This window comes from Pseudomonas sp. SDO5591_S426, assembly GCF_054070755.1.
In genome coordinates this window covers 1-11,774 of record NZ_JBSVXD010000012.1, presented here as the reverse complement: position 1 = coordinate 11,774, position 11,774 = coordinate 1, and the positions used below count along the sequence as shown (strand labels likewise).

10 protein-coding genes and 1 pseudogene are annotated in these 11,774 nt (G+C 60.2%); 6 read left to right on the top strand and 5 right to left on the bottom strand.

Translation table 11 applies throughout. The features are described from left to right. Window positions 1-37: 37 nt before the first annotated feature. On the bottom strand, window positions 38-544 hold the full coding sequence (gene def / locus ACW9JC_RS04640) for a peptide deformylase (protein ID WP_007969867.1): 507 nt from the start codon (window positions 542-544) through the stop codon (window positions 38-40). Between the two features lie 249 nt (window positions 545-793). Here def and ACW9JC_RS04635 point away from each other — a divergent pair. The 3 genes and pseudogenes from ACW9JC_RS04635 to ACW9JC_RS04625 form a co-directional block, all read left to right on the top strand. Continuing rightward, a pseudogene (locus tag ACW9JC_RS04635) lies at window positions 794-1,540 on the top strand (LysM peptidoglycan-binding domain-containing protein); the annotation flags it as partial. Between the two features lie 81 nt (window positions 1,541-1,621). Further along, window positions 1,622-2,728, top strand: coding sequence for a DNA-processing protein DprA (gene dprA, locus ACW9JC_RS04630; protein ID WP_457453865.1), 1,107 nt, complete (start codon window positions 1,622-1,624; stop codon window positions 2,726-2,728). Window positions 2,729-2,782: 54 nt separating this feature from the next. Beyond that, entirely contained in the window at window positions 2,783-3,340 is a 558-nt protein-coding gene (locus ACW9JC_RS04625) for an L-threonylcarbamoyladenylate synthase (RefSeq protein ID WP_338583978.1), read from the top strand. A gap of 132 nt (window positions 3,341-3,472) precedes the next feature. Here the strand turns inward: ACW9JC_RS04625 and ACW9JC_RS04620 are convergent, their stop codons facing one another. Beyond that, window positions 3,473-4,450, bottom strand: coding sequence for an NADPH:quinone reductase (locus tag ACW9JC_RS04620; RefSeq protein WP_338583979.1), 978 nt, complete (start codon window positions 4,448-4,450; stop codon window positions 3,473-3,475). Between the two features lie 171 nt (window positions 4,451-4,621). Between ACW9JC_RS04620 and hemF the strand changes: the two genes are divergently transcribed. Together hemF and aroE are read left to right on the top strand one after the other, a co-directional pair. Further along, a complete protein-coding gene (gene hemF, locus ACW9JC_RS04615) occupies window positions 4,622-5,536 on the top strand; it encodes an oxygen-dependent coproporphyrinogen oxidase (RefSeq protein WP_457453864.1) in 915 nt (304 codons plus the stop codon). Window positions 5,537-5,547: 11 nt separating this feature from the next. Further along, the gene (gene aroE, locus ACW9JC_RS04610) at window positions 5,548-6,369 is read left to right on the top strand and encodes a shikimate dehydrogenase (protein WP_457453862.1); all 822 of its coding nucleotides are present in this window, start codon (window positions 5,548-5,550) and stop codon (window positions 6,367-6,369) included. 110 nt (window positions 6,370-6,479) lie between these two features. Here the strand turns inward: aroE and ACW9JC_RS04605 are convergent, their stop codons facing one another. From ACW9JC_RS04605 to betC, 3 genes are all read right to left on the bottom strand, one after another. After that, the gene (locus ACW9JC_RS04605) at window positions 6,480-8,048 is read right to left on the bottom strand and encodes a SulP family inorganic anion transporter (RefSeq protein ID WP_457453860.1); all 1,569 of its coding nucleotides are present in this window, start codon (window positions 8,046-8,048) and stop codon (window positions 6,480-6,482) included. Between the two features lie 169 nt (window positions 8,049-8,217). Continuing rightward, window positions 8,218-9,135, bottom strand: a complete 918-nt coding sequence (choX, locus tag ACW9JC_RS04600) for a choline ABC transporter substrate-binding protein (RefSeq protein WP_338583983.1) — start codon at window positions 9,133-9,135, stop codon at window positions 8,218-8,220. A gap of 16 nt (window positions 9,136-9,151) precedes the next feature. Further along, window positions 9,152-10,666 carry a choline-sulfatase gene (betC, locus tag ACW9JC_RS04595; RefSeq protein WP_457453859.1) on the bottom strand — a complete coding sequence of 505 codons (1,515 nt, stop codon included), beginning with the start codon at window positions 10,664-10,666 and terminating at the stop codon, window positions 9,152-9,154. A 114-nt stretch (window positions 10,667-10,780) separates the two neighbouring features. On the opposite strand from betC, the gene ACW9JC_RS04590 reads away from it, so the two are divergent. Further along, window positions 10,781-11,731 (top strand): choline sulfate utilization transcriptional regulator, encoded by a 951-nt coding sequence (locus tag ACW9JC_RS04590; protein ID WP_457453858.1) that lies wholly within the window; start codon window positions 10,781-10,783, stop codon window positions 11,729-11,731. Window positions 11,732-11,774 lie beyond the last annotated feature (43 nt).

Sequence of the window (11,774 nt, the reverse complement as noted above, 5' to 3'; positions counted from 1 at the left end):
AAAAAGGCTTGCCGCAGCAAGCCTTTGAAGATGGGCATCAAGCGTTCTGGCGATGAAGCTTTTCCAGTTTCTTCTTGATGCGGTCGCGTTTGAGCGTGGACAGGTAATCGACGAACAATTTGCCATTGAGGTGGTCGCATTCGTGCTGGATGCACACCGCGAGCAAATCTTCGGCGATCAGTTCGTAAGGCTTGCCGTCGCGGTCCAGCGCCTTGACCTTGACCCGTTGCGGGCGATCGACGTTTTCGTAGAAGCCCGGCACGGAAAGGCAGCCTTCCTGGTACTGGCCCATGTCGTCGGTCAGCGGTTCGAGCTCGGGGTTGATGAACACTCGCGGCTCGGTGCGGTCTTCGGAAAGGTCCATCACGACGATACGTTTGTGCACGTTGACCTGGGTCGCGGCGAGGCCGATGCCCGGTGCCTCATACATTGTTTCAAACATGTCGTCGACCAACTGACGCACTTCGTCGTCCACTACGGCCACCGGTTTGGCGATAGTGCGCAGGCGCGGGTCAGGGAATTCGAGGATGTTCAAAATGGCCATAAGCTTGATGACTGCACGTGTGAAGTAAGGTCGGGGCGGTGGCCTGGCGGGTCCGAAGATGCAGGCTACCTTTGTAAAACGTAGCTCCCTTCTCTTCATAAGCAAGCCGGGAGCGAGCCACTGACGGCTCTGGCGTTTCACGCGAACGTACATAATAAAGGGATTCACCGCATGAGGAAATCACTACTCGCCTTGCTCCTTCTGGCCTCGGCAGGTTGGGCGCACGGGCAAGTGCCACCGAAGGAAAATATTCCGACCATAAAACTGTCGCCACAGGTGCGCACCAGCCCGGTGACCGAGGCCATCCCGAGCATTGCGCTGAAGTCGATCAACAGCTTTCTGCTCAGCAACCGCATCGTCGACAAGGCCGAGGATTTCGACAAGGCGCCCTACATCGTGGCCGGTGATGCCGAACGGGTGCTCAGCGGCGCCGGGGATCGCGTCTTTGCCCGCGGCCACTTCGACCCGGCGCAACCGGTGTACGGCATCTTCCGTCAGGGCAAGGTCTATACCGATCCGCAGACCCGGGAGTTTCTGGGGATCAACGCCGATGACATCGGTGGTGGCGAGATCATTGCCACCGAAGGCGACGTTGCCACGCTAAGTTTGCAACGTACAACACAGGAAGTGCGCCTCGGCGACCGTTTGTTCAGCGGCGAAGAGCGTTCGATCAATTCGACGTTCACGCCCAGCGAACCGCGCAGCGAAATCAATGGCCTGATCATCGATGTACCGCGCGGCGTGACGCAGATCGGTGCCATGGACGTGGTCACGTTGAACAAGGGGCAACGTGATGGCCTCGCCGAAGGCAATATGCTGGTGGTGATGAAGACCGGCGAAACCGTGCGCGACCGGATCACTGGCCAGCCGCTGAAGGTTCCGGATGAACGTGCCGGCCTGCTGATGGTTTTCCGCACCTACGACAAGCTCAGTTACGGACTGGTGCTCAACGCTTCGCGCTCGCTGGCGGTGATGGATAAGGTGCGAAATCCGTAAGCTTGCTTCACAAGTTACCAACAGAGTTATCCACAGCTTATTCCCGCTTCGACGGGTGCTTATAACGATCAAGGACGATCCATGTCACTGCCTACTGTTGCACCGGTTTCCCCTGCGGAACTGGAAGCTCGTTTACGCTTGCATCGGCTGCCGGAACTCGGCCCGGCGCGGTTCAAGAAGTTGCTGGAAGCCTTCGGCTCGGCGTCCAAAGCCATCAGCGCACCGGCCAGTGCCTGGCGTGCCTTGGGTCTGCCGCTGGCATGTTCCGAATCCAGGCGCTGTGCTGAAGTTCGTGATGGTGCGAGCCATGCATTGGCCTGGCTAGAACGTCCGGCCCAGCATTTATTGATGTGGGACCAGCCTGACTACCCGGCGCTGCTCGCAGAAATCAGCGATGCCCCGCCGATGTTATTCGTGGCGGGCGATCCGGGCATCCTGGAAAAACCACAGCTGGCGATGGTCGGGAGTCGCCGCGCTTCAAGGCCGGGCGTGGACACCGCCGCCGCATTTTCCCGCAGTCTGGCCGGTGCCGGTTTTGTCATCACCAGCGGTCTGGCGCTGGGCATCGACGCCGCCGCGCATCAGGCGGCGCTGGACGTTGGCGGGCAAACGATCGGCGTGCTCGGCACGGGGCTGGAAAAGTTTTATCCACAGCGTAATCGACGACTGGCGGACGCCATGATCGCCTCGGGCAGCGCGGTGCTTTCAGAGTTCCCGCTGGACACCGGCCCCAGCGCCAGCAACTTCCCGCGACGCAATCGAATCATCAGCGGTTTGTCCCTGGGCGTGCTGGTGGTCGAGGCCAGTGTCGCCAGCGGTTCGTTGATCACCGCAAGGCTGGCGGCGGAACAGGGGCGCGAGGTGTATGCGATTCCGGGGTCGATCCATCACCCTGGCGCCAAGGGTTGCCACCAGTTGATCCGCGACGGCGCGGTGCTGGTGGAGACTGTCGAGCATATCCTCGAAGCGCTACGTGGCTGGCAACAACTGTCGTTATCCACAGAAACGCCCAACGTGAATACGCGTCATCCCTTATTGAAGTTGCTCCACGCCGCGCCCCACACCAGCGAAGCCCTGGCCGATGCCAGCGGCTGGACGTTGCCCAAGGTGCTGGTGGCGCTGACCGAACTGGAAATGGACGGCAGCGCCGTGTGTGAAAACGGGCGCTGGTTTGCGCGGGTGAGCTAGGTTTTATAAGGAAGATCGGTAAACTGCGCAGAGCCTTATTCTGGAGAGTTTTTCATGGTCAACAGTTGGCGTGTGCAACAAGCCGCACGAGCCATTCGCGCAGGGGCGGTGCTTGCCTACCCAACCGAAGCCGTCTGGGGTCTGGGTTGCGACCCGTGGGACGAAGAAGCAGTCGAGCGGCTGCTGATGATCAAGGGCCGGTCGGTGGATAAGGGCCTGATCCTGGTCGCGGACAACATTCGCCAGTTCGACTTCCTCTTCGAAGACTTCCCTGAACTGTGGATGGATCGCATGGCCAGCACCTGGCCGGGGCCGAACACATGGTTGGTGCCGCATCAGAACCTGTTGCCGCAGTGGATTACCGGCGTGCATGAAACGGTGGCGCTGCGGGTCAGTGATCATCCGCAAGTGCGGGAATTGTGCGCGCTGGTCGGGCCACTGGTGTCGACCTCCGCCAACCCGCAAGGTCGGCCGGCGGCGCGTACGCGGATTCGCGTCGAGCAGTACTTCCGTGGTCAGGTTGATATGGTGCTCGGCGGGATGCTGGGCGGGCGCAAGAACCCGAGCGTGATTCGGGATCTGGCGACCGGCCACGTTGTGCGCCCGGATTGAGACTGAGGTGCGCCCAATCGCGGGCAAGCCCGCTCCCACAAGGATTAGCGGTGAACACAAGTTTTGTGAGCACCAGCAGCCTCTGTGGGAGCGGGCTTGCCCGCGATGAGGCCCAACCAGGCGATGGAAATATCAGGGCAACAAAACCACTGAACCGGTCGTACGCCGCGCCGACAACTCGGTCTGTGCCTTCGCTGCATCCGCCAGTGAAAATGTCTGGCTGATATCCACCTTCACCTTGCCGCTGATGATCATCTCGAACAACTCGTCAGCCATACGCTGCAGGTTCTCGGCGTTGTTGGCGTAGGTTCCCAGCGTCGGCCGGGTGACGTACAACGAGCCCTTCCCCGCCAGAATCCCCAGGTTCACCCCATCCACCGCACCCGACGCATTGCCGAAGCTCACCACCAATCCCCGTGGCGCAGCGCTATCGAGCGACGTGAGCCAGGTGTCCTTGCCGACGCCGTCGTACACCACCGGGACTTTTTTGCCGTCAGTCAATTCCAGTACGCGTTGTGCGACGTTTTCATGGCTGTAGTCGATGGTTGCCCATGCACCGTTGGCCTTGGCCAGCGCGGCTTTCTCCGCAGAACTCACCGTGCCGATCAACTTCACGCCCAAGGCCTTGGCCCATTGGCAGGCCAGGGAGCCGACGCCGCCGGCAGCGGCGTGGAACAGGATGGTTTCGCCACCCTTGAGTTCATAAGTCTGACGCAACAGGTACTGCACGGTCAGGCCTTTGAGCATGACGCCGGCAGCCTGTTCGAAACTGATGGCGTCCGGCAGTTTCACCAGATTGGCTTCGGGCAAAACGTGAATCTCGCTGTAGGCACCCAACGGGCCGCTGCCATATGCCACGCGATCACCGACCTTGAAGCGGGTGACATCGCTACCGACCGCTTCGACCACGCCTGCGCCTTCCGAACCGACGCCCGATGGCAAGGACGGTGGCGGATAGAGACCGCTGCGGTAGTAGGTGTCGATGAAGTTCAGGCCGATGGCCTTGTTGCTCACGCGGACTTCCTTCGGACCCGGCGCGGCGGGTTGGTAATCCACATACTCAAGCACTTCGGGGCCGCCGTGGGCACGGAACTGGATACGCTTTGCCATCTGCACTCTCCTGAGATCGTTGCTGATTGTGTAAATGCGAAGCGCCCTATCGGACTCCTAAGCTTGATCTTCGTCAACTGCGACGGAACAAGGTGCAGTGTTATCCTACGCAGCAATTTGCTGCCGGCCTTGTAAAACGCCGCGTAGCTTCGCCCGATTCAAGGTGATGACATGACGACCCGCACCGAGGCCGTAAAAGCCTACCTGCTCGACCTGCAAGACCGAATCTGTGCCGCGCTGGAAGCCGAAGACGGTGGCACGCGCTTCGTCGAAGACGCCTGGACCCGGCCTGCCGGCGGTGGCGGTCGCACCCGCGTGATCGAAAACGGTACGGTCATCGAAAAGGGCGGCGTCAACTTTTCCCACGTCTTCGGCAGCGGTCTTCCACCGTCCGCCAGCGCCCATCGGCCGGAACTGGCCGGGCGTGGTTTCGAAGCCCTGGGCGTGTCGCTGGTGATCCACCCGCACAACCCGCATGTGCCGACTTCCCACGCCAACGTGCGATTTTTCATCGCTGAAAAAGAAGGCGAAGAGCCGGTCTGGTGGTTCGGCGGCGGCTTCGACCTGACGCCTTATTACGGCAATGAAGAAGATTGCATTCACTGGCACCGCGTCGCCGAGCAGGCGTGCGCGCCGTTCGGCCCGGACGTCTACTCGCGTTACAAGGCCTGGTGCGACAGTTACTTCCACATCAAGCATCGCCACGAGCCACGGGGCATCGGCGGCCTGTTTTTCGATGACCTGAACGAGTGGGACTTCGACACCAGTTTCGCCTTCATGCGCGCCATCGGTGACGCGTACATCGATGCGTACCTGCCGATCCTGCAGCGGCGCAAGCACGACGCATTCACCGCGAAACAGCGGGAATTCCAGGAGTATCGCCGCGGGCGCTACGTCGAGTTCAACCTGGTCTACGACCGCGGCACTCTGTTCGGCCTGCAATCGGGCGGGCGTACCGAGTCGATCCTCATGTCCCTGCCGCCGCAAGTGCGCTGGGGTTATGACTGGAAAGCCGAACCTGGCAGTGAAGAAGCGCGCCTGACCGAGTATTTCCTGCAAGACCGCGACTGGTTGGCCGAAGCCTGAGAGGAATGTTGATGGACCGTTATGTCGTTTTCGGTAACCCGATTGGCCACAGCAAATCGCCGCTGATTCATCGCCTGTTTGCCGAGCAGACCGCACAGAAGCTCGACTACAGCACTTTGCTGGCGCCCCTCGACGATTTTTCCGGCTGTGCCCGGGCATTTTTCCTCGAGGGTCGTGGAGCGAATGTGACGGTGCCGTTCAAGGAAGAGGCCTATCGCCTGGCCAACAACCTGACCGCGCGGGCGCAACGGGCCGGTGCGGTGAACACCCTGAGCAAACTGGACGATGGCACTCTGTTGGGTGACAACACCGACGGCGCCGGACTGGTGCGGGACCTGACGGTCAACGCCGGGTTCAGCCTCAAGGGCAAACGCATCCTGTTGTTGGGCGCCGGTGGCGCGGTGCGCGGTGCACTGGAACCGTTGCTCGCCGAGCAACCGGCATCGGTGATCATCGCCAACCGTACGGTGGACAAGGCCGAGCTGCTGGCGGAACTGTTCTGTGATCTGGGGCCGGTGTCGGCCAGTGGTTATGACTGGTTGCAGGAGTCGGTGGACCTGATCATCAACGCGACGTCCGCGAGCCTGACGGGCGATGTGCCGCCGATTGCCGCCAGCCTGATCGAACCGGGCAAAACGGTTTGCTACGACATGATGTACGGCAAGGAACCGACCTCGTTCTGCCGCTGGGCCAGCGAACATGGCGCGGCGGTGTCGATGGATGGGTTGGGGATGCTCGCTGAGCAAGCGGCGGAAGCGTTCTTCCTGTGGCGCGGGGTGCGCCCGGATACTGCGCCGGTGTTGGCTGAACTTCGCCGGCAACTCGCCGCATGATTCTGTAGGAGCAAGGCTTGCCCGCGATTCAGACGCCACGGTGTTTCAGATGCAGCGCGTTATCGTTCATCGCGGGCAAGCCTTGCTCCTACGAAAGCAGAAGCGGTGTTTCAATCCTCAAACCGAATCGGGCATTTCTCCGCCCCTTCAAGCTTCCTCAACTCATCCACCACCTGCGGCCGAGCCTGGCGTAAGGTCAAGCTACGATCCTGGCGCAGCAACCGCCGTGCTTCCTGATGCAGCATCTCCACGCCTGAATAGTCGATGAAGTTGATCTGCTGCGCCTCGATCACCACGCGCGCGCCGTGCATGCGTTGCAGGCGTACCTGCAGGTAATGGCTGGCGCCGAAAAAGATCGACCCGCCGACTCGCAGAATGTCTTCATCGCCGTCGCGCAGATGTTGTACCCGCGGTTGCGAGGTGCGTTTGAGGTAGAAAAACAGCGATGCCAACACCCCGGCGTAGATCGCCGTCTGCAATTCCAGCAGCAGCGTCGCGACACAAGTCAGAGCCATGACCACGAACTCGGCGCGGCTGACCCGCAGTAATGCGCGAATGCCGCGATGATCCACCAGGCCCCAGGCGATCAACAGAATGCTGCCGGCCATGGCCGGAATCGGGATATGCGCGATCAGGCTGGCGCCGAAAATCGCGAACAGCGCTACCCACAGCGCCGAAAAAATCCCCGCCAGTGGCGAGCATGCGCCCGCTTCGTAGCTCAGGCCCGACCGGGTGAAGGAGCCTGCCGACAGCGATCCGGAAAAAAACGCACCGACGATATTCGACAGGCCTTGGGCGCGAACTTCCTGGTTCGCGTCGAGTAATTGCTGCGAACGTGCAGAGATCGAGCGGGCAATCGACAGGCTGGTCACCAACCCAAGCATTCCCACCGCCACGGCGCTCGGCAGCAGACGCAGGATCAGATCGAGATCGAGCGGCAACGGGCTGAAGGGTGGCAGTTTTCCGGTAAAAGCACTGACCAGCTGCACATGGCCGAACATCGATGGCCAGAGCCAGACCAGCAATGCGCCCAGCACCAACGTGATCAGCAGCGTCGGCCAGCGCGGTAGCCACAGCTTGAGGATTATGCCCACCACCACCGTCGCCAGCCCCAGCATCAGTGAGGGTTTGTCCATTTCGCCGAGGTGGCGCAACAGCGTGATGAAACTGTCCAGCGCGGTGGTCTGGCTGGGCAAGTCGAGCCCCAGAAGGTTGGGTAGTTGGCCGATGGCAATCACCACCGCCGCGCCGAGGGTGAAGCCGAGCACCACCGAGTGAGAAACGAAATTCACCAGCGCGCCAAAGCGCAGCAATCCCAGCAACCACTGGAAAATCCCCGCCAGGAAAGTCAGCAACAGAATCACGGTGACGTAGTCCTGCGTCGCCGGAACGGCCAAAGGACTGACGCTGGCGTACAGGACAATGGAGATGGCGGCTGTAGGACCGCAGATCAAATGCCACGATGAACCCCAGAGACAAGCAATCAGCACCGGAATGATTGCCGCGTACAGACCGTACTCCGGTGGGAGACCGGCAATCAGTGCGTAGGCAATGGATTGCGGCAACGCGAGAATCGCGCCGCTGAGACCGACGATCAGGTCACGCCCGACGCTGGCGCGGGTTTGCCGGGGCAACCAGGAAAGGAAGGGGAAGAGTGAATGGCGGCTGGGGAAGGCCATGGGTCCTCTCGGTTGGGGTTTTACGAAAGAGTATCAGGACGAGATGACGAAGTGCCCATGTGGGAGCGAGCTTGCTCGCGATGGCGGCGTGTCATTCAACATCAGTGTGACTGACAGGGCCTCATCGTCGGAACGCCGCCCGGAGCAAGCTCGCTCCCACAGGTATTGATTACAACTTGGCTTTTACGGCCGGCAACGCATCCTTGCCATCCACGGTCTTCACGCCATCCAGCCATTTATCCAGCACCGCCGGGTTGGCTTTGATCCACGCTTTGGCGGCGTCAGCATTGCTGACTTTCTTGTTCACCACCTCGGCCATGATGCTGTTTTCCATCTCCTGGGTGAAATTCAGGTTGGTCAGCAGCTTGCCAACGTTCGGGCAGGCCTGTGCATAACCTTTGCGGGTCAGGGTGTGAACGCTGCCGGTGTCGCCGAAGTATTTCTCGCCGCCCTTCAGATAATGCATTTTCAGCTGCACGTTCATCGGGTGCGGGGTCCAGCCGAGGAAGGTGACGAACTTCTGTTTCTTCACTGCGCGGGATACTTCGGCCAGCATTGCCTGTTCGCTGGACTCAACCAGTTTCCACTGGCCCATATCGAAATCGTTTTTCTTGATAATCTCTTGCAGCGAGATGTTCGCCGGCGCACCGGAGCCGATGCCGTAGATCTTGTGATCGAACTTGTCGGCATATTTGTTCAGGTCGGCAAAGTTATGCACACCCGCATCCCACACGTAGTCCGGAACAGCGAGAGTGAATTCGGTGCCGTCGAGATTTTTCGCCAGTTGCGTGACATCGCCGGTGGCCACGAACTTGTCGTAGAAGCCCTGCTGCGCTGGCATCCAGTTACCCAGGAATACGTCAACCTGGCCGTCCTTGAGCCCGCCAAAGGTGATCGGCACCGCGAGGGTGTCGACCTTGGCCTTGTAGCCCATGCCATCCAGCAGAAACCCGGTGATGGCGTTGGTCGCGGCGATGTCACTCCAGCCCGGATCGGCCATTTTCACCGTCTCGCATTGATCGGCGAAAGCCGATGCACTGCCCAGAGCCAGGAGCCCGACCGTCAGTACTGTGGATAACCTTTGCATGGACTTCCCCTTAACATTATTGGTTTTGGCAGGGTTGTGGATAACGTGCTTTACGCTCCAGATCGTCGAGGTCGATGTGGTTACGCATGTATTGCTGACTGGCGTCCACCAGCGGCTGGTGATCCCAGCTCTTCAGCTTGCCGATGGTCAGGGCGTCGGCGACGAAACGCCGGCGCCGCTGACTCGCGAGCACTTGTTGGTGGATCGCCGGAATATCCCATTTAGCCCGCGCTTCGGCGAGAAAGTTGTCGAAAAGCTGACGATGTTGTGGCGATTGGCTGAGTTCCTCCAGTTCGCGCGGGTCATTGTGTACGTCGAAGAGTAGGCAAGGGTCGTCTTCGCTGTAGATGAATTTGTAGGCGCCCCGGCGAATCATCATCAGCGGGCTGATGGTGCCTTCGGCCATGTACTCGCCAAACACCTCGTCGTGCCCGCCCTGCCCTTGCAGATGTGGGACCAGCGATCGACCGTCGAGCGGCAGGCCTGGCTCCAGAGCGCCGCCCGCCAGTTCAACGAGGGTTGGCAGCAGGTCGGCGGTGGAAACCGAGGCGCTGACCCGCCCAGCGCCGAACTGCGCTGGTGCACTTATCAACAGGGGCACCCGCGCCGCCATTTCATACCAGTGCATTTTGTACCAGAGGCCACGCTCGCCGAGCATGTCACCGTGGTCTCCGGAGAAGACGATGATGGTGTCATCGATCAGCCCGATATCTTCGAGGGTTTGCAGGAGTTTGCCGACGTTGCTGTCGATATAGCTGCAAGCACCGAAGTAAGCGCGGCGGGCATCGCGGATCTTATCCACAGGCAACGGTTTGTCCCACAGATCGTAGACTTTGAGCAAACGCTGGGAATGCGGATCGAGTTCATGTTGATTTGGCGTTGCAGGCAATGGGATATCGGCATCGTCGTACAGATCCCAGAACGCTTTGGGAATCGTGTACGGGTCGTGTGGGTGCGTCATCGAAACGGTCAGGCAGAACGGCTGATCGCCGTCCTCGCGGATGTGATCGAACAGGTATTGCTGGGCCTTGAACACCACCTCTTCGTCGAAATCCAGCTGATTGGTGCGCACGCACGGCCCGGCTTGCAGTACCGACGACATGTTGTGATACCAGCTCGGACGCACATCCGGCTCATCCCAGTTCACCGCCCAACCGTAGTCGGCCGGATAGATATCGCTGGTCAGGCGTTCCTCATAGCCATGCAACTGGTCCGGGCCGCAAAAATGCATCTTGCCCGACAGCGCGGTGCGGTAGCCGAGACGCCGCAGGTAGTGTGCATAAGTCGGCACATCGGCGGGGAAATCCGCCGCGTTGTCGTAGGCGCCGATCTTGCTCGGCAACTGGCCGCTGACCAGGGTAAAACGCGACGGCGCGCACAACGGGCTATTGCAGTAAGCGGCGTCGAACACCACGCCTTGTGCGGCGAGGCGGCTCAAATTCGGTAGTTTGATGGGCGATGGGCCGTAGAACGGCAACATTGGCGCGGCCATTTGATCGGCCATGATGAAAAGAATGTTCTTGCGCTTCATGTGATCGCGGCATTCCATAGTGGATGTTTATGCGAGAGTGCTGGGATCGAGGATGTAACCCACAACTTTTGCGGTAAAGCCCATGCGCGGCAATGACTAGGATAAGCACAGCTTATGTATGACGCCCTCGGTGACCTGTCTCTGGATTTGCTCCGCGCTTTCGAATCGGCGGCGCGACAACGCAGCTTCACGGCAGCGGCGGTTGAACTGGGTACGACGCAACCGGCCATCAGCCAGCAGATCAAACGGTTGGAGGAACAACTCGCCACTCGGCTGTTCGACCGCATCTACCGCGGTATCGAGTTGACGGAAGTCGGGATGATCCTTTTCGAGCAGGTTCAACTCGGTTTGCAGCAAATCGACTCGGGATTGAGTGCGATCAGCGCGCAGCATCAACACGAAGTGCTGCAAGTAGCGACCGATTTCGCCTTCGCCGCCTATTGGCTGATGCCACGGCTGCACCGCTTCCACGCGGCCAATCCTCAGGTCGATGTCAGCCTCGTTACCAGCGAGCGCAGCCATAACATGCTACGTACCGATATCGATGTGGCGGTGTTGTTCGGCGATGGGCGCTTCAAACAGGGCGAAAGCCATTGGCTGTTCAGCGAAGAAGTGTTTCCTGTGTGCAGTCCGCAACTGTTGAACGAGCGTCCCCTGCCCTTGCCTGCCCAATCGTTGCTGGAGTTTCCGCTGCTGCACCTGCGCGGGGAAAACAGCAGCAACTGGTTCGACTGGAGCGGCGTGTTTCGCGAGTTGGGCATTACCTCGCCTCCAGCCCCCGGACAACTGCGCTTCGACAATTACACCTTGTTGATTCAGGCCGCAATTGGCGGTCAGGGCGTGGCCATCGGTTGGCGGCATCTTGTGGATAACTTGCTGGCGCAAGGTTTGTTGTGTCGTCCGATCGGCGAAACGGTGATGTCCCGGTTGGGCTATTACGTGGTGTTGCCCCAGCGCAAACGACGTGGGGCGCTGATCCAGCAGTTTGTCGATTGGTTGATGGCCGAGCAGGCCAGCAGTGCCCAATCGCTCAACGGGTTGGCGTTGCCTTCGATTGCGGTTTGAAAATCAAAGATCGCAGCCTGCGGCAGCTCCTACAGGGGTACGC

Bases quoted from the DNA above. Each gene is read 5' to 3' on its own strand.
- def (WP_007969867.1), bottom strand. From the start codon at position 544: ATGGCCATTTTGAACATCCTCGAATTCCCTGACCCGCGCCTGCGCACT.
- dprA (WP_457453865.1), top strand. From the start codon at position 1,622: ATGTCACTGCCTACTGTTGCACCGGTTTCCCCTGCGGAACTGGAAGCT.
- ACW9JC_RS04625 (WP_338583978.1), top strand. From the start codon at position 2,783: ATGGTCAACAGTTGGCGTGTGCAACAAGCCGCACGAGCCATTCGCGCA.
- ACW9JC_RS04620 (WP_338583979.1), bottom strand. From the start codon at position 4,450: ATGGCAAAGCGTATCCAGTTCCGTGCCCACGGCGGCCCCGAAGTGCTT.
- hemF (WP_457453864.1), top strand. From the start codon at position 4,622: ATGACGACCCGCACCGAGGCCGTAAAAGCCTACCTGCTCGACCTGCAA.
- aroE (WP_457453862.1), top strand. From the start codon at position 5,548: ATGGACCGTTATGTCGTTTTCGGTAACCCGATTGGCCACAGCAAATCG.
- ACW9JC_RS04605 (WP_457453860.1), bottom strand. From the start codon at position 8,048: ATGGCCTTCCCCAGCCGCCATTCACTCTTCCCCTTCCTTTCCTGGTTG.
- choX (WP_338583983.1), bottom strand. From the start codon at position 9,135: ATGCAAAGGTTATCCACAGTACTGACGGTCGGGCTCCTGGCTCTGGGC.
- betC (WP_457453859.1), bottom strand. From the start codon at position 10,666: ATGAAGCGCAAGAACATTCTTTTCATCATGGCCGATCAAATGGCCGCG.
- ACW9JC_RS04590 (WP_457453858.1), top strand. From the start codon at position 10,781: ATGTATGACGCCCTCGGTGACCTGTCTCTGGATTTGCTCCGCGCTTTC.